Origin of the sequence: Cupriavidus pampae, assembly GCF_914271485.1 — a bacterium.
Lineage (GTDB): Bacteria > Pseudomonadota > Gammaproteobacteria > Burkholderiales > Burkholderiaceae > Cupriavidus > Cupriavidus pampae.
Genome location: NZ_CAJZAG010000009.1, coordinates 332,841 through 354,097, shown reverse-complemented (window position 1 = coordinate 354,097; position 21,257 = coordinate 332,841). Strand labels below are relative to the sequence as shown.

General features: G+C 65.8%; 21 protein-coding genes. 17 read left to right on the top strand and 4 right to left on the bottom strand.

Annotated elements, in window-relative coordinates; genetic code table 11:
• The first annotated feature begins 3 nt into the window (after window positions 1-3).
• From cysW to aceA, 7 genes are all read left to right on the top strand, one after another.
• Window positions 4-1,002 (top strand): sulfate ABC transporter permease subunit CysW, encoded by a 999-nt coding sequence (gene cysW / locus LDO41_RS23795; RefSeq protein ID WP_223992721.1) that lies wholly within the window; start codon window positions 4-6, stop codon window positions 1,000-1,002.
• On the top strand, window positions 999-2,123 hold the full coding sequence (locus tag LDO41_RS23790; RefSeq protein WP_223992719.1) for a sulfate/molybdate ABC transporter ATP-binding protein: 1,125 nt from the start codon (window positions 999-1,001) through the stop codon (window positions 2,121-2,123). Before cysW ends, LDO41_RS23790 begins: the two co-directional genes overlap by 4 nt.
• Window positions 2,120-3,070, top strand: a complete 951-nt coding sequence (locus LDO41_RS23785; protein WP_223992717.1) for a CysB family HTH-type transcriptional regulator — start codon at window positions 2,120-2,122, stop codon at window positions 3,068-3,070. The genes LDO41_RS23790 and LDO41_RS23785 overlap by 4 nt, the downstream gene beginning before the upstream one ends.
• 123 nt (window positions 3,071-3,193) lie before the next feature.
• Complete coding sequence (locus LDO41_RS23780; protein WP_223992715.1) at window positions 3,194-4,402, top strand: sensor histidine kinase; 1,209 nt, start codon at window positions 3,194-3,196, stop codon at window positions 4,400-4,402.
• Between the two features lie 42 nt (window positions 4,403-4,444).
• Window positions 4,445-5,290 (top strand): LytR/AlgR family response regulator transcription factor, encoded by an 846-nt coding sequence (locus tag LDO41_RS23775; protein ID WP_223992713.1) that lies wholly within the window; start codon window positions 4,445-4,447, stop codon window positions 5,288-5,290.
• Window positions 5,291-5,331: 41 nt separating this feature from the next.
• The gene (locus LDO41_RS23770) at window positions 5,332-5,748 is read left to right on the top strand and encodes a gamma-glutamylcyclotransferase family protein (RefSeq protein WP_223992711.1); all 417 of its coding nucleotides are present in this window, start codon (window positions 5,332-5,334) and stop codon (window positions 5,746-5,748) included.
• Window positions 5,749-6,019: 271 nt separating this feature from the next.
• Window positions 6,020-7,330: an isocitrate lyase gene (gene aceA / locus LDO41_RS23765; RefSeq protein WP_223992708.1), complete on the top strand. Its 1,311-nt coding sequence runs from the start codon at window positions 6,020-6,022 to the stop codon at window positions 7,328-7,330.
• A gap of 81 nt (window positions 7,331-7,411) precedes the next feature.
• Here the strand turns inward: aceA and LDO41_RS23760 are convergent, their stop codons facing one another.
• On the bottom strand, window positions 7,412-7,846 hold the full coding sequence (locus LDO41_RS23760; protein WP_223992707.1) for a universal stress protein: 435 nt from the start codon (window positions 7,844-7,846) through the stop codon (window positions 7,412-7,414).
• A gap of 136 nt (window positions 7,847-7,982) precedes the next feature.
• Window positions 7,983-8,939 carry a LysR family transcriptional regulator gene (locus LDO41_RS23755; RefSeq protein WP_223992705.1) on the bottom strand — a complete coding sequence of 319 codons (957 nt, stop codon included), beginning with the start codon at window positions 8,937-8,939 and terminating at the stop codon, window positions 7,983-7,985.
• A gap of 160 nt (window positions 8,940-9,099) precedes the next feature.
• Here LDO41_RS23755 and LDO41_RS23750 point away from each other — a divergent pair, with 160 nt between their 5' ends.
• From LDO41_RS23750 to LDO41_RS23740, 3 genes are all read left to right on the top strand, one after another.
• Window positions 9,100-9,801 (top strand): haloacid dehalogenase type II, encoded by a 702-nt coding sequence (locus LDO41_RS23750; RefSeq protein ID WP_223992703.1) that lies wholly within the window; start codon window positions 9,100-9,102, stop codon window positions 9,799-9,801.
• Between the two features lie 49 nt (window positions 9,802-9,850).
• Window positions 9,851-11,437, top strand: coding sequence for a malate synthase A (gene aceB / locus LDO41_RS23745; protein WP_223992699.1), 1,587 nt, complete (start codon window positions 9,851-9,853; stop codon window positions 11,435-11,437).
• A 129-nt stretch (window positions 11,438-11,566) separates the two neighbouring features.
• Window positions 11,567-12,037 (top strand): SRPBCC family protein, encoded by a 471-nt coding sequence (locus LDO41_RS23740; RefSeq protein ID WP_223992698.1) that lies wholly within the window; start codon window positions 11,567-11,569, stop codon window positions 12,035-12,037.
• Window positions 12,038-12,058: 21 nt separating this feature from the next.
• On the opposite strand, the gene LDO41_RS23735 is transcribed toward LDO41_RS23740, so the two are convergent.
• Complete coding sequence (locus LDO41_RS23735; RefSeq protein WP_223992696.1) at window positions 12,059-12,328, bottom strand: acyl-CoA-binding protein; 270 nt, start codon at window positions 12,326-12,328, stop codon at window positions 12,059-12,061.
• 142 nt (window positions 12,329-12,470) lie between these two features.
• Here LDO41_RS23735 and tsaB point away from each other — a divergent pair, with 142 nt between their 5' ends.
• The 4 genes from tsaB to LDO41_RS23715 are packed head-to-tail and all read left to right on the top strand — an operon-like array spanning window position 12,471 to window position 15,847.
• Complete coding sequence (tsaB, locus tag LDO41_RS23730) at window positions 12,471-13,301, top strand: tRNA (adenosine(37)-N6)-threonylcarbamoyltransferase complex dimerization subunit type 1 TsaB (RefSeq protein ID WP_223992694.1); 831 nt, start codon at window positions 12,471-12,473, stop codon at window positions 13,299-13,301.
• 50 nt (window positions 13,302-13,351) lie between these two features.
• Complete coding sequence (rimI, locus tag LDO41_RS23725) at window positions 13,352-13,831, top strand: ribosomal protein S18-alanine N-acetyltransferase (protein ID WP_223992852.1); 480 nt, start codon at window positions 13,352-13,354, stop codon at window positions 13,829-13,831.
• Complete coding sequence (locus tag LDO41_RS23720; protein WP_396022280.1) at window positions 13,831-14,715, top strand: uracil-DNA glycosylase; 885 nt, start codon at window positions 13,831-13,833, stop codon at window positions 14,713-14,715. Before rimI ends, LDO41_RS23720 begins: the two co-directional genes overlap by 1 nt.
• Window positions 14,696-15,847 carry a DUF1853 family protein gene (locus LDO41_RS23715; protein ID WP_223992692.1) on the top strand — a complete coding sequence of 384 codons (1,152 nt, stop codon included), beginning with the start codon at window positions 14,696-14,698 and terminating at the stop codon, window positions 15,845-15,847. The genes LDO41_RS23720 and LDO41_RS23715 overlap by 20 nt, the downstream gene beginning before the upstream one ends.
• 61 nt (window positions 15,848-15,908) lie before the next feature.
• Here LDO41_RS23715 and lplT read toward each other — a convergent pair whose 3' ends face one another.
• Window positions 15,909-17,228, bottom strand: coding sequence for a lysophospholipid transporter LplT (gene lplT, locus LDO41_RS23710; RefSeq protein WP_223992690.1), 1,320 nt, complete (start codon window positions 17,226-17,228; stop codon window positions 15,909-15,911).
• A gap of 522 nt (window positions 17,229-17,750) precedes the next feature.
• Between lplT and alr the strand changes: the two genes are divergently transcribed.
• From alr to LDO41_RS23695, 3 genes are read left to right on the top strand one after another with little or no spacing between them, the layout of a single operon-like run.
• A complete protein-coding gene (alr, locus tag LDO41_RS23705) occupies window positions 17,751-18,860 on the top strand; it encodes an alanine racemase (RefSeq protein ID WP_223992686.1) in 1,110 nt (369 codons plus the stop codon).
• 34 nt (window positions 18,861-18,894) lie between these two features.
• Window positions 18,895-20,262 (top strand): DNA repair protein RadA, encoded by a 1,368-nt coding sequence (gene radA, locus LDO41_RS23700; protein WP_223992685.1) that lies wholly within the window; start codon window positions 18,895-18,897, stop codon window positions 20,260-20,262.
• Window positions 20,262-21,053 carry a GntR family transcriptional regulator gene (locus LDO41_RS23695; protein WP_223992684.1) on the top strand — a complete coding sequence of 264 codons (792 nt, stop codon included), beginning with the start codon at window positions 20,262-20,264 and terminating at the stop codon, window positions 21,051-21,053. Before radA ends, LDO41_RS23695 begins: the two co-directional genes overlap by 1 nt.
• The last annotated feature ends 204 nt before the right edge of the window (window positions 21,054-21,257 follow it).

The following is a 21,257-nucleotide window of genomic DNA, read 5'->3' as shown; positions in this document are numbered from 1 at the left end:
AAGATGGCCGGCGCAGTTTCCCGACTCAAATCGAAGGGCTCGACCCACCATCCTTACGACGCCACCGGCGAGTCCCCATGGGTTCGCTACACGCTGATCACGGTGGCCGTGCTGTTCCTGGCACTGTTCCTGTTCGTGCCGCTGGCATCGGTGTTCTTTGAAGCGTTCAAGAAGGGCGTGGACACGTACCTGAGCGCGCTGATCGAACCGGACGCGGTGTCCGCGATCCAGCTCACGCTGACGGTGGCCGCGATCGCGGTGCCGCTGAATATCGTGTTTGGCGTGGCGGCGGCATGGGCCATCGCGAAGTTCGACTTCCGCGGCAAGAACCTGCTGATCACGCTGATCGATCTGCCGTTCTCGGTCTCGCCCGTGATCTCGGGGCTGATCTACGTGCTGATGTTCGGCGCGCAGGGCTGGTTCGGCCCGTGGCTGGAGGCGCACGACATCAAGATCATGTTCGCCGTGCCAGGCATCGTGCTGGCGACGATCTTCGTGACGTTCCCGTTTGTCGCACGCGAGCTGATTCCGCTGATGCAGGCACAGGGTAGCGAGGAAGAAGAGGCCGCGATCGTGCTGGGCGCGTCGGGTTGGCAGACCTTCCGCCATATCACGCTGCCGAACATTCGCTGGGGTCTGCTGTATGGCGTGATCCTGTGCAATGCGCGCGCGATGGGCGAGTTCGGCGCCGTGTCGGTGGTCTCGGGCCATATCCGCGGCCTGACCAACACGATGCCGCTGCACGTGGAAATTCTCTACAACGAATACAACTTCGCGGCCGCGTTCGCGGTGGCGTCGCTGCTGACGCTGCTGGCGCTCGTGACGCTCGGCATCAAGACACTGGTCGAGATGCGCGCGGCGCGTGAACACAGCGAAGACGCGCTCGAGCGGCCGGCCGATCCGGTCGTGAAGCCGCAATCGCAGCAGGCTACCCAACAGGCAGCATCGAAACAAACTTCGCATCAATCGCAGCAGCAACCGCTGCAGGGACAGGCATCATGAGCATTCAGGTCAGGAACGTAGAGAAGCGCTTTGGCGACTTCGTGGCACTGGACAACGTGTCGCTCGACTTCGACGAAGGCGAGCTGACCGCGCTGCTGGGCCCGTCCGGCTGTGGCAAGACCACGCTGCTGCGCATCATCGCCGGTCTCGAACGCGCGGACTCGGGCCAGGTCGTGCTGGCCGGTACCGATGCCTCGCAGCATCACGTGCGCGATCGCAACGTGGGCTTCGTGTTCCAGCACTACGCGCTGTTCAAGCACATGACCGTGTTCGAGAACGTCGCCTTCGGCCTGCGCGTGAAGCCGCGCGCCGAGCGTCCGTCGGAAGCGAAGATCCGCGAGAAGGTGAAGTCGCTGCTGGAGCTGGTGCAGCTCGACTGGCTGGCCGATCGCTATCCGTCGCAACTGTCGGGCGGTCAGCGCCAGCGTATCGCGCTGGCTCGCGCGCTGGCCGTGGAGCCGCGCGTGCTGCTGCTGGACGAACCGTTCGGCGCGCTCGACGCCAAGGTGCGCAAGGAACTGCGCCGCTGGCTGCGTCGTCTGCATGACGAACTGCACGTGACCAGCGTGTTCGTGACTCACGATCAGGAAGAGGCGCTCGAAGTGGCCGATCAGGTCGTGCTGATGAATCGTGGGCGCGTGGAGCAGTTCGGCACGCCCGAGGCGGTCTACAACCATCCGGCCACGCCGTTCGTGTTCGGCTTCCTCGGCAACGTGAACCTGTTCCATGGCCGGCTCGAGGTGGGTGACACCGGCGGCCTGCTGCACACCGGCGACTCGGTGCTACCGGTGATCGGGCAGGGCCACGAGACCGCTGGCGATGCGGTGGCGTATGTGCGTCCGCACGACCTCGACCTCGAGCGTTATGCGCCGGGTACCGATGGTATCGCCGTGACGCTGCGCCGCGCGCTGACGCTGGGCCCGGTGGCACAGCTCGAGCTCGAGCGCGAAGACAACCAGGACGTGATCGAGGTGGCGCTGCCGCTCGAACGCTTCCGTCATCTGGGTTTCCGCGAGGGCGAGCTGCTTGCGGTGCGTCCGCGCCAGCTGCGCGTCTTTACTCGCGATACCCCTGTGCGCGACAACGCTGTACCGGACAAGAATAACGGAGCCACGCCATGAATTTTCAGCAGCTACGATCGATTCGCGAGGCGGTGCGCCGCCAGTTCAATCTGACCGAAGTCGCCAACGCGCTGTACACGTCGCAGCCGGGTGTGTCGCGTCAGATTCGCGAGCTCGAGGAAGAGCTCGGCGTGGAAATCTTCGAACGCTACGGCAAGCGCCTGACCGGTCTGACCGAGCCGGGTCGCGAGATCGTGCGCGTGGTCGAGCGACTGCTGCTCGAGGCCGAGAACCTGCGCCAGGCCGGCGACGAGTTCGCGGGCCGCCATACGGGGCGTCTGACCGTGGCCACCACGCATACGCAGGCACGCTACGCGCTGCCGAAGGTGGTGCAGGGTTTCCGCAAGGAATATCCACACGTGACGCTGGCCCTGCAGGAAGCCTCGCCGCAGCATATCGTCGAGCTGCTGCTGACCGGGCAGGCCGATATCGGCATCGCGACCGAGGCCGTGGCCAGCGAGGCGGGCCTGACGTCGTTCGAGGCCTACAGCTGGCAGCACGTGCTGGTGGTGTCGCCCGAGCACCCGCTCACGCGCATTCCCGAGCCGTCGCTCGAGGATATCGTCAACTTCCCGATCATCACGTACGACGCGGGCTTCACGGGCCGGCGCAAGATCGACGGCGCGTTTGCCGACGCGGGCCTGCAGCCCGAGATCGTGCTGACCGCGATGGACGCGGACGTGATCAAGACCTACGCGGAACTGGATCTTGGCGTGGGCATCATCGCGTCGATGGCGTACGACGCGCGCAAGGACGCCGGGCTGGTGCGCATTACGGCCGATCACCTGTTCGAGCCCAATACGACCAGCGTGGCGGTCCGGCGCGGGGCTTACCTGCGCGGCTATGCGCAGGCGTTCATCAGCATGTTCGCGCCCCATCTGTCGCGCGACACGATTTCCACCGCCCTGGCGGAAACCGTACGCGGCCAGTCCCTGCAGGCTGCCTGATCCCGATTTGCCGCGTTTGGCGCCGTGGCGGTGCGTTTTATCGCACGGCGCTTCCTTCCTCCCGCCGACCGGCGTAAAGTAACCTCGTGATCACTGCGGGTTAACACCGGGGAAGACGCGCGAATGAAATTCGCTGCAAGACATGGCTGCCTGTACGCCACGCTGCCGTCGCGGCTGACCATCCTTGGCCGCGACCTGCTGTTCGTGATCTGCATGAACACGGTGATCGCGCTGAGCCTGAATTACGGCTTCCGCACCGGTGGCTCGCTATTCCACAACCTCGTCTACAGCCAGCTGATCGGCCTCTCGATCTGGGCGCTGATCGACATCCCGCGCGTGCTCATCTGGTGGAACGACCGGCCGCGCCGCTGGCCGTTCCTGTGCCTGGCCGCCGTGGCGGTGCCCACCGGCGTGATCGTCGGCCGCTGGGCCACACAGGAAGCCCTGAACCTGCCCACGCGTTCCGATGCCGAGGCTGGCGACATGCTTCGCATGTGCCTGGTGGTTGGGATGCTGGCATCGGCGAGCATGATCTATTTCTACTGGTCGCGCGAGAAGCTCGCCTACCTCCAGCGGCAGGCCGCGCTGGACGCGTTGCAGCGCGAGGAAGCGGAGAAGCAGCTCGTGCGCGCGCAGCTGATGGCGCTGCAGGCACAGATCGAGCCGCACTTCCTGTTCAACTCGCTGGCCAACCTCGATGGGTTGATCGCCACCGATCCACGCGCCGCGCGGCAGCTATTGCAGCGGCTGATTGGTTTCCTGCGCACCTCGCTCAAGCACACCCGCGCCGAGCAATGCACGCTGCGGCAGGAGTTCGAACTGCTACGCAGCTACCTCGAAATCCAGTCCATGCGCTTCGGCTCGCGGCTCGCATTCGACATCGATCTGCCGCCGGCGCTGGCCGACGTCGAGATTCCGCCGATGCTGATCCAGCCGCTGGTGGAGAACGCGGTGACGCACGGCATCGAGCCATGCATGAGCGGCGGGAGCATCGTGCTGGCCGCGCGCGACCCCGGCGATGGCAACGTGCAGGTGGTGATCACCGATAGCGGCATCGGCTTCTGCCAGGGCGGCACCAAGGGCTCCGGCATGGGGCTGACGCACGTACGCGAACGGCTGGCGCGGATCTTCGGCGCTGCGGCCGTCATGCAGATGGAAGAGAACCATCCGCGTGGCGTGATCGTGCGGCTGACGTTACCGCTGGCGCGCCAGGCCGACTTGTCGTCACTACCATCGGCGCTGCTGGTGGAACTGCCGGCGGGTGCGCATGGCAGCCACGAGACGTCGCCCCGCGCACGTCCGGCCGGTGGTGTGTCCGCGGCCCACTCCTGATCCTGACCCTGATCCTGATCGATCTATTTCCGAGCCCTTGCAATGTCCCCGACGTTGTTGATTGCCGATGACGAAGCACTGCTTGCGCGCGTGCTCGCCGCCGAGCTGAGTGCGCTGTGGCCGGAGGCGCGCATCGTCTCCGTGGTGCATGACGGTGTATCCGCGCTCGAAGCCGCGCGCGCACATCGGCCCGATGTCGCGTTTCTCGATATCCGCATGCCCGGTATGAGCGGCATGGACGTGGCGCGCGAACTCGTGGAGGCTGACGAACTGCCGCCGCTCGTGGTGTTCGTGACCGCGTACGATCAGTTTGCGCTCGAGGCGTTCGAGCGCGCGGCCGTCGATTACGTACTCAAGCCGGTCCAGCACGAGCGATTGGAGGCTACCGTGGCGCGGTTGCGCGAGCGGCTGGCGGCACGCTCGGCGGCACCGCCATCGGCGGAGCCCGAGCCAGCCGCGGTCGATGCCAATCGCCTCGCGCAGTTGCTGCATCGGCTCGAAGCGCTCGAGAACCCGCCGCCGCAACGTGGCGTCACGCCGGGGCCGGGGCCGGGGTCGGGTCAGTTCCTACGCTTTATCAAGGCGCTGGTCGGGCAGGAAGTCCGCATCATTCCGGTGGACGAGGTGATCTATCTCGAAGCCACCGACAAGTACGTCAATGTGGTCTCGGCCAATGGCGAGGCCCTGATCCGTACCAGCCTGCGCGAACTTGCGCAGCAGCTCGACCCGGATCGCTTCTGGCAGATCCATCGCGGCACCGTGGTCAACATCGACTGCGTGGCGAGCGCCGTCAACCAGTCGCTGGGTCGTGTCTCGCTGCGGCTGCGCAACCGCGACGAATCGCTGCCGGTCGCGCGACAGTACGCGCATCTGTTCAAGCAGATGTAGGCAGGTAAGAATGTGGGGGTCTATTTCACTCCCTGCCTACCATGCATCGCGTATTTGTCTACGGCACCCTGCGTGCCGGTGAAGTCAACGATCTGAACCTGGCCGCGCAGCGGCATGGCATTGCCGCGCCGACGCTGGTCGGTATCGGCGTCATCGCCGGACGGCTCTATGACTTCGGCACCTATCCGGGCCTCGTGCTCGACGCCACCGCCGGTCCGGTGCGCGGCGATATCTACGACATTCCAGACGCGTTGCTTCCCGTGCTCGACGAGATCGAGGAGGTCTACCCGGGTCAGGCCACGCTGTTCGTGCGCGAGATTCAACCGGTGGGGCTCGATAGCGCGGCGGTGCCGTGTTTGCTCTATCCCGTGGCGGACAGCGCGGTGGCGGGGCTCGTCCGGATCGACAGTGGCGACTGGGTCGAATATCGCCGCGCGCGGGACGTGGCGATCGTCTGACAAATTTCACGATGCGGAAAGCTGTTTTGGTCCGCAAAAATACATGGTTGCGGAGCACAACGTGCATTTCTCATTATGGAAGATCACGTGCCGCATCGTGAAATTATCTTCGTAAGACATTGAATATAAACAAATAAAAATCTTATAAGAAGGGCGTTCGTACGCTTGTTGCGACGCGGGAGGCTTCCCTACACTCTTATATAAGACACATGACCTGCGGGTCGGTGTCAGCGAGATTCGAAGCCCACCCCATCGACAACAGGAGAACACCATGTCCCGCCAACAAGATATCCAGAAGCTCCAGCAAGACTGGGAAACCAACCCGCGCTGGAAGGGCGTGTCGCGCAACTACACGGCCGAGGACGTGGTCCGCCTGCGTGGTTCGATCCAGATCGAGCACACGCTCGCGCGCCGCGGTGCCGAGAAGCTCTGGCATCTGCTCAACACCGAGCCGTTCGTGAACACGCTTGGCGCGCTGACGGGCAATCAGGCCATGCAGCAGGTGAAGGCGGGCCTCAAGGCCATCTATCTGTCGGGCTGGCAGGTTGCGGGTGACGCGAACGTGGCGGGCGAGATGTATCCCGACCAGTCGCTGTACCCGGCGAACTCGGTGCCGCTGGTGGTCAAGCGCATTAACAATACGTTCCAGCGCGCGGATCAGATCCAATGGAGCGAGGGTTCTGGCGATGTGGATTACTTCGCGCCGATCGTGGCCGATGCCGAAGCCGGCTTTGGCGGCGTGCTGAACGCGTTCGAACTGATGAAGGCGATGATCGAGGCGGGTGCCGCCGGCGTCCACTTCGAAGACCAGCTTGCCTCGGTCAAGAAGTGTGGCCACATGGGGGGCAAGGTGTTGGTGCCGACGCGCGAAGCCGTGGCCAAGTTGCATGCCGCGCGCCTGGCTGCCGACGTCTCGGGTGTGCCGACGCTGGTGATCGCACGGACCGACGCCGAGGCTGCCGATCTGCTGACCTCCGACGTGGATGAGCGCGACCAGCCGTTCTGCACGGGCGAGCGCACCGTGGAGGGTTTCTATCGCACCAAGCCGGGTATCGACCAGGCCATCGCGCGTGCTATCGCCTATGCGGAAGTGGCCGACCTGGTGTGGTGCGAAACCGGCAAGCCGGATCTGGAGTTCGCCCGCAAGTTCGCCGAGGCCGTGCATGCGAAGTTCCCGGGCAAGATGCTCGCGTACAACTGCTCGCCGTCGTTCAACTGGAAGAAGAACCTCGACGATGCCACCATCGCCAAGTTCCAGAAGGAGCTCGGCGCGATGGGCTACAAGTTCCAGTTCATCACGCTGGCTGGCTTCCACTCGCTGAACTACTCGATGTTCAACCTGGCCTACGGCTATGCGCGCAACCAGATGAGCGCGTTCGTCGAACTGCAGGAAAACGAGTTCGCCGCAGCCGAGAAGGGCTTCACCGCAGTGAAGCACCAGCGCGAAGTCGGTACCGGTTACTTCGACGCGGTGACGCAGACCATCGAAGGCGGCCAGTCCTCGACCACCGCGCTCAAGGGCTCGACCGAGGATGAACAGTTCTTCGACGAGAAGAAGGCCGCAGTGCGCAAGGTGGCTTAAAACGGCTGCGCCCCTCTCCCGAAGGAGCGGGGCGCACTGCGTGAGATGCGGGAAGGTACGGCGGGAAAGTACGGCGAAAAATCAGCGGTAGACGATGACCGGGATGTCGGTGTGGGTCAGGACCTTCTGGGTTTCGCTCCCAAGTATCAGCCCGGTCAAGCCGCGCCGGCCGTGGGAGGCCATGAAGATGACGTCGCAACCGTGACGTTCGGCCGCGTCGATGATGCCGAGATAAGGCACTGCGAACGTGCTCATGTCGGCGTCGAATGGCAGGTTTTCCGCGGTAGCGGCGGCCTCGATTTCGCGCAGATAGAGCCGCGCCTGGCTTTCGATGCGGTCCTTGAACGCCTGCGGCGCTTCCACGACGATTTCGCTGAACGGGGTGTAGGGATACTCCTCGAGGCAGACATAGGCGGTGACGCGCGCGCCGATCACCTTGGCCAGTTCGAGGCCACCGTCGATGGCCTTCTTGGACAGTGCGGAACCGTCAGTGGGCAACAGGATGTGCTTGAACATGCTGGACCTCCTATCTCGAAGTGAAACTTCTCGAAGTCAAACCGACAAGTTCATTCTAGTCCGCTTGAGGCACTTACTTTTGCGCCAGATCAAGTGTGACAGTGTTGCGCCGTACGAAAGCTGTTCAGGCCACCGCTTATGCCACAACCTCGCTGCCGGTCTCGGCCGCCAGTGCGGCAGCCTGCTCGGCGCGGCGCCAGTAAACGGGATTGCCGTAGGTGTTCTTCAGATGATCGATGAACAGCCGCACCCGCAGCGGCAGGTGCTTGCGTTGCGGAAAGACGGCGTGGATGCCGATGGGCGGCGCCTGGAACTCGTCGAGCACGGTGACCAGCCGGCCGCTGGCGATCTCGTGGCCGACTTCCCACCAGGACCGCCAGGCCAGTCCATGCCCCTGGAGGCACCATTCGTGCAGTACCGCGCCGTCCGTGCATTCCATGGTGCCACCCACCTTGATGGTCACCGGGCGGCCGTCCTGCTGGAACACCCAGCCTCGCTGGACGTTGGCGCTCGCGCCGAACGCCAGGCAGTTGTGGTGCGCCAGCGCCTCCGGCTCGCGCGGCGTGCCGGCGCGAGCCAGATAGGCGGGGGAGGCCACGACCACGCGGCGGTTCTCGGCCAGGCGGATCGAGACAAGATTGGAGTCGGGCAGGTCGCCCAGCCGGATCGCGCAGTCGAAACCCTCGTTGACGAGGTCGACCACGCGGTCCGCCAGATCGAGCGTGATGGTGACGTCCGGATGCGATTCGATGAACAGCGGCACCACCGGCGCCACGTGCTTGCGGCCGAAGCCCGCGGGCGCGGTCACGCGCAGATGGCCGCTGGCCTTGACGCCGCCGGCGGAGACACTGGCCTCGGCGTTGTGCAGGTCGTTGAGGATGCGCTGGCAGTCCTCGAGAAACGCGGAGCCCTCGAACGTCAGCGTGATGCGGCGCGTGGTGCGGACCAGCAGTTTGACGCCGAGCCGCTCTTCGAGCGCGTCGATGCGGCGGCCGATGATGGCAGGTGCGACGCCTTCAGCGGCGGCGGCGGCCGAAAGGCTGCCACGCGACGCCACCGACACGAAAGTTTCGAGTTGTTTGAAGTGATCCACGATAGTGCGTAAGAATAAGTGCGCATGAATGTCGCCGGAATCGGGCTAGATTAGATGCCGAAAAGTAAAAGATCAAGTGACCCCCGGCGGCTTTGTCGCAGTGCAATGTCTGCCTACAATTCCCTGCATTCAGACGTGTACAAGCCCATTCAGTCCATACATGCACAAGATTCGCGCGGTCGTGTTCGATGCCTATGGCACGCTGTTCGACGTGTATTCCGTCACGGCGCGCGCGGAACAGTTGTTTCCGGGCAAGGGCGAGGCGCTGGCGCTGCTGTGGCGCGAGCGTCAGATCGACTACACGCGCGTGCGCACCATGGCGGCACCGGACGGCGCGCGCTACAAGCCGTTCTGGGACATCACGGTCGACGCGCTGCGCTATGCGGCCGCGCGTCTGGAGCTGGACCTGAGCGCGACCACGGAAGCGCAACTGCTCAAGGAGTACGCCTGCCTGTCCGCGTTTCCGGAGAACTTGAGCGCGCTCAAGCGACTGCGGCGCGCGGGGCTGCCGCTGGGCATCCTGTCCAACGGCAATCCCGAGATGCTCGACATCTCGGTCAAGAGCGCCGGCATGCAGGGCCTGTTCGACCATGTGCTGTCGGTCGAGGCCGTGCGCCAGTACAAGACCGCGCCGGCCGCGTACGCGCTGGGTCCGTCCGCGTTCGACCTGCCCGTGCAGGAGATCCTGTTCGTGTCCTCCAATGGCTGGGACGCGTGCGGGGCCGCCTGGTACGGCTACACCACGTTCTGGATCAACCGTGCCGGTCATCCGGCGGAGCGCCTCGATGTGGCGCCTGCCGGCACCGGTCACGACATGAACGACCTGCTCGCATTTCTCGCCACGCACGGCGTGCCGAACTGACGCACGCCATTCCGACACACCATTCCATCGCATATACAGGAGAACACTGATGGCTATCACGCTGCCCGCGGGCATGAAGATTACCGGCGAGATCCTGCCGGCCTACGAAGACATCCTGACGCCGGAGGCACTGGCCCTGGTCGACAAGCTCCATCGCGCCTTCGAGCCGCGCCGCCAGGAACTGCTGGCCGCGCGTGTGGAACGCACCAAGCGCCTGGACGCTGGCGAGCTGCCCGACTTCCTGCCTGAGACCAAGGCGATTCGCGAGGGCGAATGGAAGGTGGCCCCGGTACCGCAGGCGCTCGAACTGCGCCGCGTGGAGATCACGGGTCCGGTCGAGGCCAAGATGGTGATCAACGCGTTCAACTCGGGTGCCGACAGCTACATGACGGACTTCGAGGACTCGAACACGCCGAACTGGCATAACCAGCTGCAGGGTCAGGTCAACCTGAAGGCCGCCGTGCGCCGCACGCTGACGCTGGACTCGAACGGCAAGCATTACAAGCTCAACGACAAGATCGCCACGCTGCAGGTGCGTCCGCGTGGCTGGCACCTCGACGAGAAGCACGTCACTATTGAGGGTCGCCGAGTGTCGGGCGGGATCTTCGACTTCGCGCTGTTCCTGTTCCACAACGGCAAGGAGCAGGTCGCGCGCGGCGCGGGTCCGTTCTTCTATCTGCCGAAGATGGAGAGCCACCTCGAGGCGCGCCTGTGGAACGACGTGTTTGTGGCGGCGCAGAAGGAAGTGGGTCTGCCGCAGGGCACGGTCAAGGCCACGGTGCTGATCGAGACCATTCTCGCCGCGTTCGAGATGGAAGAAATCCTGTATGAGCTGCGCGACCACAGCGCGGGCCTGAATGCCGGCCGCTGGGACTACATCTTCTCGTGCATCAAGAAGTTCAAGGTGGACAAGGAGTTCTGCCTGGCCGACCGCGCCAAGGTGACGATGACCGCGCCGTTTATGCGCGCGTACGCGTTGCTGTTGCTCAAGACCTGCCACAAGCGCGGCGCGCCCGCGATTGGCGGCATGAGCGCGCTGATCCCGATCAAGAACGATCCGGAGAAGAACGCGATCGCGATGGAAGGCATCATCAGCGACAAGCGCCGCGATGCGATCGACGGTTACGACGGTGGCTGGGTGGCACACCCGGGTCTGGTGGAGCCGGCGATGAAGGAGTTCGTCGCGGTGCTCGGCGACAAGCCGAACCAGTTCGAGAAGCAGCGTCCGGACGTGAACGTGAAGGCCTCGGAACTGCTCGACTTCAAGCCGGAGACGCCGATCACCGAGCACGGTCTGCGCATGAACATCAACGTCGGTATCCATTACCTCGGCGCGTGGCTGGCCGGCAATGGCTGCGTGCCGATCCACAACCTGATGGAAGATGCCGCCACCGCCGAGATCTCGCGCTCGCAGGTGTGGCAGTGGATCCGCTCGCCGAAGGGCAAGCTCGAGGATGGCCGCAAGGTCACCGCGGAACTGGTGCGCGCGCTGATTCCGGAAGAACTGGCCAAGGTGAAGCAGGTGGTGGGTGGTGAAACGCCGACCTACGACCGCGCCGCGCAGATCTTCGAGCAGATGTCGACGTCGGAGGACTTCGCCGAATTCCTCACGCTGCCGCTTTACGAAGAAGTCTGATCGCAGCTGGATGGTGGGAGACAAAGCCCCCGGGTTCGCCCGGGGGCTTTTTTTATTGGCCCCTGGTGCCATATGTCTCTACTCGCAAAGCCATTCATAATGGCGACATACACGAACTGGAGAAGTGAGTTGCGTTTCGAACACCTGGTGGAGATCAACGACCCCGGCAACCCTGCGCTGGAGCCGATGACGGCGGGGCAGTTGTGGCAGGGGCTGGTGCTGCGCGCGGAAGAACCGGCGGAGTTTATCCTCGGGCTGGATGGGTCCGAGGTGACGGCGCGTGGCGACGGGTGGATCGAGCGGGTGTTGCACTTCGGGCAGGCGAAGATCCGCGATCGCGTGGTGTATGAGCCCCAGCGGCAGGTCCGTTACGAGACCGCGGCCACGGCCGAGCACGCGGGTGGCACGCTGACGATGGTCATCGAGACGCCGGGCCCGGATGCATTGCTGCTGCGCTTTATCTATGAAACGACGATGCCGGCGGTGGATGCGAGCGGTGACGACCGCTATGCGGAGATCGTCAAGTCCGCCTACCACGAGGCGGATCTGGACACCGTGCGCAAGATCCGCGAGATCGCGCACAGCGGCCGGCTTGGCTGAGCCGGCGGCCGCTCTGGGGGCCTAGCTTACTGCGCCGCTGCGCAGTTCCTCGACGAGGTCGATGTACTTCTGCATCGCCTCGTCCTTGGCCGTGCCCTTCAGCGATTCCCACGCCTCGAACTTGTAGCGCCCGACGAAATCGGTCATGCCGGGCTTGTCGCCGTGCGCGTCGCCTTCGCTGCCTTGCTTGTAGAGCGCGTAGAGACGCAGCAGAGTCATGTTGCTGGGGCGCTCGCTCAGCGCTTTGACATCGGTCGTGGCTTGTTCGAAGCGGGCCTGAAGATCGCTCATTGGGGGACTCCTGTTTCAAGAAATTGCGATGAATTTGGTGCGGTATCCGATGATAGCCGCGCCCGCTCGCCGTTTGCGGCAAAAAAATCCGAAGAAGCCCTCGGTCACGCCTTGTGGCGGGGACAACGGATACAATCGCGGGATGTCCTGGATTCTTGCTGTCGAGACCTCCACAGAGTGGTGTTCCGTCGCACTTGGGCGCGCCGCCGTTGACGGCGACGCCCGGTGCGTCTTCCGTCATGACCATACTGGCCCGCGCTCGTCGTCGCGCGTGTTGCCGGCGGTCGCCGAAGTGCTGGCCGAGGCCGGCGCGCGGCTGGCCGACTGCGCCGCGATCGCGTTCGGCGCCGGGCCCGGCTCGTTCACGGGTTTGCGCACCGCCTGCGGCGTGGCGCAGGGCCTCGCGTTCGGGGCCGAGCTGCCGGTGATTCCCGTCAATACGCTGATGGCTTGCGCCGAGGCTGTGCGCAGCGGCCCGGTGCCATTACCGACGGGTACGGCGGTGCTGGTGACACTCGATGCGCGCATGGACGAGGTGTATTCCGGCACGTTCGTATGGCAGGCCGGCGAGGGCGGGCAGGCTGGCGCGTGGCGCACGGTTGGCGCGATTGGCGTTGGACCGGCTGAGGCCGTGGTGCGACCTGACGGCGACTATTGGATCGTGGGCGGTGCCATTGCGGTGTTCGGCGAGCGGCTGGCGGTAGCGGCCGGGGCCACGCGGCAGGTGCCCGACGCGATGCCGGATGCGCGCGCGCTGGTGGCGATCGCGCGCCGCGCGCTGGCGCGCGGCGAGACCATCGATGCGGCCGACGCGATGCCGATCTACCTGCGCGACAAGGTTGCGCAGACCATCGTCGAGCGCGAGGTCGTGGCGGCCGCCAAGGCAGCCAGGCTGGCCGCCGAGGCGACGGCAGCGACCGCGGCCACCGCGGAGGCGACCGCAGTGGTGCCGACGCCAGGGAGCGCGACGTGAGTGCCGCGCTGCAGCCGTTTGCCGACGGTAACTGGCCGGATGTGCCGGTCATGCCCGTACTGCCGAACGGCTGGTCGATCGGGCGCATGAGCGCGCTGGACCTTGCGGCGGTGTCCGAGATCGAGCACCGCGCCTACAGTCATCCGTGGACGCGCGGCAACTTCGAGAACTCGCTCAAGGCTGGTCATCTCGGCCTGACGCTGCGCGACCCGACCCATACACTCGTTGGCTACGCGGTGCTGATGCCCGTGGTCGATGAAATGCATCTGCTCAACATCACGATCGATCCGCGTCGTCAGCGCCAGGGCCTTGGCCGCATGCTGCTGGCCGTGACGCTGGCGACCTCGCACGATCACCGGCTCCATACGATGCTGCTTGAAGTCCGCCCGTCCAATGTCGGGGCGATTGCGCTGTATGAGGAAGCCGGTTTCGCGGAGATCGGCCGTCGGCGCGGCTACTATCCGGCCGGCGCGCAGGGCCGCGAGGATGCGCTCGTGCTGCGGCGTGGCTGGCTGGCGGAGGAGGCGTGATGACGGATACCGTGAAGGAGAACGCCGTGCATCGCCGCGCGCAGTTTCTGGAAGTGCTGGGCATTCGCACCGAATGGCTGCCGCGCGTCGCAATCGTCGCGGCGGAGCCTGCCGAGGACGTGGTGGCGCTGGCGGATGCCGGCGAGACGGCCGAGGCCGAGCCTGCGGCCCAGCGCGCACCCGCGCAAGACGCGCCGGTGGGCGCCACGGCGGAAGCGCGCGGCGCCGGCGGGCGTGATGGCGCGCCGGCCGTGGGCCGGGCGCCGGCGCCAGATATCGTGAGCCCGCTTTTGCCGCAGCGCGCGGCGGAGATCGCGACGCTCGACTGGGCCGGGCTCGAAGCGAGCGTGGCCGGTTGCACGGCCTGCGGCCTGTGCGAGACGCGTACCCAGACCGTGTTTGGCGTGGGCGATCGCGCTGCCGAATGGATGCTCGTGGGCGAGGCGCCCGGCCAGAACGAGGACCTGCAGGGCGAGCCGTTCGTCGGCCAGGCCGGCAAGCTGCTCGACAACATGCTGGGCGCGCTGAACCTCGCGCGCGGTCGCAACGTATTTATCGCCAACGTGCTCAAGTGCCGGCCGCCCGAGAACCGCGATCCGGCGCCGGACGAAGTGGCGCAGTGCGAGCCGTACCTGCGCCAGCAGATCGCGCTGCTGCGGCCGAAGGTCATCGTGGTGCTCGGGCGGTTTGCCGCGCAGTCGCTGCTGCGCACGACCACGCCGATCGGCAAGCTGCGCGGCACGGTGCACGAGTACGAGGGCATTCCGGTCGTGGTGACCTATCACCCGGCCTACCTGCTACGCACGCTGTCCGACAAGGCGCGTGCGTGGGAGGATTTGTGCCTGGCACGCGAGGTCCACGATCGTGCGGGAGCTCAAGCCTGACCTCGCGCACGCCCTGAGCCCCGGCGGACCGGCACTGGCCGGCCCCGACGGGGTGGCGGAGGTATTGCCGCTGTGGCGCGGCGCGCCCTCGCAGCGTGTGCGCGATCTGGCATGGTGCTCGCTGGCGCCGCCGTTGCTGTCGCGCCTGCCGATTCCCGATTCTGTCGCGCCTGCTTTCCAGCTTGCTCGCTGGCCGGCCGCGCCGCGCGACGCGTGGGTGCGCTGGCTGGCAGCGGCCGCGCCGGCCACGCTGCCGGAGACCCTTGCCGAGCTCGGTGCGGACGCCGGTGCACGGGCCGGCAATCGCAGCCTGCGGCTCGGGCGCCATGCCGAGCGCCTGCTGCATTTCGCGCTGAGCCATGCGTTTGGACTGGAGTTGCTGGCCGCCAATGTGCCCGTGCGCCAGCGGCACGATCACGGCATCCGCACGCTCGGCGAACTGGACTTCGTCTGGCGGGACCCGGCGCAGGGCGAGGTGGTGCACTGGGAAATGGCCACCAAGTTCTACCTTCACGTCGATGCAACCGCTGGTGCCGGCATGACTGAGGCGCCGGTTGCCGACCTGCGCGCGTTCGTCGGCCCGAACCTCGTGGACCGGCTCGGCGACAAGCTCGACCATATCGTGCGGCGCCAGCTTCCGCTCGGCCGGACGGCCGAAGCGCTTGCCGCGCTGGGCGGTGGCATCGATCGCGGCGAGGTCTATCTGCTTGGTTGGCTGTTCTATCGCAACGGCAGGACGCCACCTGGGCTCGACGCGCTTGGCATTGCGCCCGATCACCTGCGTGGATGGTGGTCCACCATCGAAGACTGGTCCACGCGCGCGAGCACGCGACCCGGCTCGCGGTGGTGCCGGCTACCCCGTGCGGACTGGCTGTCGGGTCTGAGGCTGGGCATCACGCCGGCCGACGGCGAGCCTGTGCTCGAAGACGTGGGCGCGTTGCACGCGGCGCTGGCCGAGCGCTTTGCCGATGCCCATCCCGACCACAGCTGGCGGCGCGAGTCGCCCGTCATGCTGTGCGAGCTGGCGCCGCTTGGCGCGGGCGGTCAGGACGGATGGATCGAGATATCGCGGGGGTTTGTGGTGCCGGACGGCTGGGAAGCGCGCGCCAGAGAGCGCGTGGCACGGCCTTAGCCGCTATGCCTGCCGGGGCGCGCCGCAGGGGCAGCCCCGGCCGGGCGGTGTCAGTGATGTCTCAGTGGTGCTTATCCTCGCCGATCATCGCCAGCGAGTTGAACACGCGCACGTTGTAGCGGTGCAGTCGCATCACCAGGTACATCGTGATGCAGATAAACAGCCCCAGCGCGACAATCACGAAGCCGATCGGGCAGTTGAGCTTGATCAGCAGCGCATACAGGCACAGCATCAGCAGCACCGATACGTTCTCGTTGAAATTCTGCACCGCGATCGAATGGCCGGCCGACAGCAGCACGTGTCCGCGGTGTTGCAGCAGCGCGTTCATCGGCACCACAAAGTAGCCCGACATCGCGCCCACGATCGCCAGGAACACGTAGGCGATGGCCATGTACAGCGGCATGTGCCAGCCCATGATGTCCAGCGTCACGGCCGGCATCGCGTCCTTCGTATAGAACGCCATCAGCATGACCGTGGCGCCCATCGCCACGCCGAATGGCAGCACCGACAGCGAGCGCTTGAGTGGGATCCGGGCAGCCGCGGCAATCGCGCCCACCGCCACGCCGACGGCCACCACGGCCTGTAACAGCGCGCCCTGCGAGAGGTTGAGCCCGAGCGAGTGTTCGGCCCACTTGAGCACGATGAACTGCAAGGTGGCACCCACGCCCCAGAACAGCGTGGTCACGGCCAGCGAGATCTGGCCGAGCTTGTCGCGCCACAGTGCAACGAAGCAGTCGCCGAACTCGGCGATCAGCTTGATCGGGTTCTTTTCCTGCGCCGGATAGCGTGCGCCGGTGTCGGGAATGAAGATATTGAAGATGGAGGCGATCAGATAGCACAGCATGATCACCACCATGGCCGCTTCGGCCGGGGTGTTGATGCCGGTGTCGACGTAGGGTACGTCCAGACGCAGCAGGATGTCGGACACATGCACCGAGATCAGCGCGCCGCCCACCACGGTACCGAGAATGATCGAGCCGACTGTAAGGCCCTCGATCCAGCCGTTGGCCATCACGAGTTTTTCCGGCGGCAGCAGTTCGGTCAGGATGCCGTACTTGGCCGGCGAGTACGCCGCCGCGCCGAAGCCGACGATGCCGTAGGCCAGCAGCGGGTGCAACCCGAACATCATGATGGCGCAACCGACGATCTTGATGGCATTCGTGATCAGCATCACGCGCCCCTTCGGCATCGAGTCAGCGAACGCGCCAACGAAGGCGGCGAGCACGACGTACGAGAGCACGAAGAACAGCTTGAGCAGCGGCGTCATCCACTGCGGGGAATGCAATTCGGTAAGAAGGGCGATGGCTGCGATAAGCAGCGCATTGTCGGCCAGCGACGAAAAAAACTGCGCGGCCATGATGGTGTAGAAACCCTTCTTCATACTGTCGACTTTGTCTCCATCACGGGCGCCCCTATGGACGGGCGGGGCGGTCGGGTGCGCGCCAACCGGCAGCGTCGCGGCTTGCAGGGAACCAGGCGCGGTGGCCGTGTCAAAGTGGGGCGGATGCGTGACATTTGCTCGCCGCGAGGCTTGCCTGACCGTCATGGACATATTGCTTCACTTATAAAACATGGCCTGAGCGTCCGGCTTTATATCACGAAAACGCGACATTTCAGCACAGTGGCGGACGGCCTTTTTGACAGCGGGTGGCGGAATCGATTCCCGGAATCCGCATCCAACTGTGTTCAAATATCGGCTGCGCGGCGCGCATGCCCTCGATGGCCCAGGGTTCGGGCCCATGGCCCTAGCACGTGCGATGCCAGCCACCACGGTTCCAACACGTTCTGAAACGCCGGGCACTTGCGGGGCGGTGACGGGGTCTACCCTGACGACACCGCTTTTCCAGCGCACCGGTCTTTCAACGGACCCGTCCCACCCGTGGATGTTCCCTAAATCTTTCCCATGCCAAGACCGATCCAAGCCGTCATCCACCAGCCAGCCCTCGCCAACAACCTCGAGGTCGTGCGCCAGCGCGCGCCCGGCGCGCGCGTCTGGGCCGTGGTCAAGGCCAATGCCTACGGCCACGGCATTCGCCGTGCGTTCGCCGGCCTGCGCGGCGCCGACGGGTTCGGCCTGCTGGACCTCAGCGAAGCCGTACAACTGCGCGAGCTGGGTTGGCAGGGCCCGATTCTGCTGCTCGAAGGCATCTTCCAGCCGCAGGACGTGGCGCTGCTGGAGCAATACCGCCTGACTACCGCAGTCCACTGCGAGGAGCAATTGCGCATGCTCGAACAAGCGCGGCCGCGTGGTCCGCTCGCACTGCAGCTCAAGCTCAACACCGGCATGAACCGCCTTGGCTTCAGGCCGGCGCAATACCGCACCGCTTGGGAGCGCGCGCGCACCATGTCGTGCGTGGGCAGCATCGTCCATATGACGCATTTCTCCGATGCCGACGGCCCGCGCGGCATCGCGCATCAGATCGAGGCGTTCGACAGCGCCACCGCGAACCTGCCGGGCGAGGCCAGCCTGGCCAACTCGGCCGCCGTGCTGTGGCATCCGGAATCGCATCGGGCCTGGGTCCGGCCCGGCGTGATCCTGTACGGCGCCTCGCCGAGCGGGCGCGCGGCCGATATCGCCGACACCGGACTGCAGCCCGCCATGTCGTTGCACAGCGAGGTGATCGCGGTGCAGGACCTGCAGGTGGGCGATACCGTCGGCTATGGCTCGCTGTTCACGGCCGAGCGGCCGATGCGCATTGGCGTGGTGGCGTGCGGTTATGCCGACGGCTACCCGCGCCACGCGAGCGGCTGGGGCGAGCTGCGCGCGCCGGTACTGGTCGATGGCGTGCGCACGGAGCTCGTGGGCCGCGTGTCGATGGACATGCTCTGCGTGGATCTGACGCCGTGCCCGAAGGCGCGCGTGGGCTCGCCGGTGACGCTGTGGGGACAGGGCCTGCCGATCGACGATGTGGCCGCGGCCAGCGGCACGGTGGGCTACGAGCTGATGTGCGCGCTGGCGCCGCGGGTGCCGACCACGGTGGCCACGGTAAGCGGGACGGCAGACGCGCACTGACCCCCAAATCGAGAAAAAAATAAAGGAAGCGGGCTTGGCCAAGAACAAGACTGTCTATACGTGCACCGAATGCGGTGGCACGGCGCCGCGCTGGCAGGGCCAGTGCCCGCATTGCCAGCAGTGGAACACGCTGGTCGAAACCGTCGCCGATACCAACTCGGCCGCGACGCGGCGGTTCCAGCCGCTGGCGGCCTCGGCTGTGGTGCGCAAGCTGTCCGATATCGACGCGGCCGATGTGCCGCGCTTCTCGAGCGGCATCGACGAATTCGACCGCGTGCTCGGCGGCGGGCTGGTGGCCGGCGGCGTGGTGCTGATCGGCGGCGACCCCGGCATCGGCAAGTCGACGCTGCTGTTGCAGGCGCTGGCCAATCTGGCTGGCGAACGACGCGTGCTGTATGTGAGCGGCGAGGAGTCGAGCGCGCAGATCGCGTTGCGCGCGCAGCGGCTCGGTGTGGATAGCCCGTCGATGGGGCTGCTGCCCGAGATCCAGCTGGAGAAGATCCAGGCCGCGCTGGAGGCGGAGAAGCCCGAGGTGGCGGTGATCGATTCGATCCAGACGCTGTACTCGGAGGCGCTGACGTCGGCGCCGGGCTCGGTGGCGCAGGTGCGCGAATGCGCGGCGCAGCTGACGCGCATCGCCAAGAGCAGTGGCATCACGATCATCCTGGTGGGGCACGTGACCAAGGAAGGCAGTCTGGCCGGCCCGCGCGTGCTCGAGCATATCGTCGATACAGTGCTGTATTTCGAGGGGGACACGCATTCCTCGCACCGGCTGATCCGCGCGTTCAAGAATCGCTTCGGCGCGGTCAACGAGCTCGGCGTGTTCGCGATGACAGAGAAGGGGCTGCGCGGCATCAGCAATCCGTCGGCGCTGTTCCTGTCGCAGCACGAGGAGTCCGTTCCCGGTTCGTGCGTGCTGGTGACGCAGGAGGGCACGCGGCCGCTGCTGGTGGAAGTGCAGGCGCTGGTCGACAGCGCCGGCGTGCCGAATCCGCGCCGCCTTGCGGTCGGGCTCGAGCAGAACCGGCTGGCGATGCTGCTGGCGGTGCTGCACCGGCATGCGGGCATCGCGTGCTTCGATCAGGACGTATTCCTGAACGCGGTGGGCGGGGTGAAGATCACCGAGCCAGCCGCGGATCTTGCGGTGCTGCTGTCGATTCATTCGTCGATGCGCAACAAGCCGCTGCCGCGTGGTCTGGTGGTGTTCGGCGAAGTCGGCCTGGCCGGCGAGATCCGTCCGAGCCCGCGAGGGCAGGAACGCCTGAAGGAAGCGGCCAAGCTCGGCTTTACGGTCGCGGTGATTCCAAAAGCCAATGCGCCGAAGCAGCCGATCGAAGGCATCGAGGTGATCGCGGTGGAGCGCATCGAGCAGGCCATCGACCGCGTGCGGCATCTGGAATAATGACCGCGCGCGCCGACCGGCCGTCGCGTTCGCATGCGGCCTACCAGAGCCTGCGCGACGACATCTTCGCGTTCCGGCTGCTGCCCGGGGATCGCTTCACGGAGAACGACGTGGCGGAGCGGCTCGGCATCTCGCGCACGCCCGTACGCGAGGCGCTGCAGCGGCTGCAGGGCGATGGCCTCGTGCGTGGCTACTACCGCAACGGCTGGGAAGTGGTGCCGCTGGACCTCGCGCGCTTCGAGGCCCTGTACGAGCTGCGCACGCTGCTGGAGACGCATGCGGTCATGCGGCTGTGCGGCCCGGGGACGCGGGAAACGTCTGGAGCATCTGGAGCGTCTGCCATGGCGGCGCGCTTCGACGCGCCCGCGGTGGTCGCGAAACTCGTGTCCGAACTCGATGCCATCTGGCGCGTACCGGTTGCCGAGCGGCTCGACGATGGCCAGCGTGTGTCCGAACTGGACGAGGCGTTTCATCTGGCCATCGTGCATGCGGCCGGCAATCCCGAGGCTGCCGCTGTCCATCAGCAGGTGACAGACCGCATCCGCATCATCCGTCGGCTCGACTTTGCGTTCGGGACGCGAATTTCGCTGACCTACGATGAGCATGGTGCGATTCTCGCTGCGCTTTCCACGCGTGATGCCCCCCGCGCGGTTGCGTTGCTGTCAGCGCATATCGAGGATGGCCGTGCGGAAGTGAGCCGCCTGACGACGGAGCGGCTCGAGCAGGCCCGCACCAGCCTTGTGCGGCCCGAAGTCCCGAACGCACCTGCACGGCGCAGGCGTTTCGGCTGACGGGGCTGTTACCGGGCAACCCGGTAGCTTGCCGGCACCCTTCCCGACGCCCTTCTCGGCCCCTTATCTCCCCCGTGATCGGCCCTGCGGGCCGTGTCCCCGCACATCGCGGGTGGAGGGCGATCGCCTTTGGCACACATGTTGCAAACGATACCGTAGGAAATTTATGTATACATAAATCGCGGATCGTCTTGTGAGCTTTCA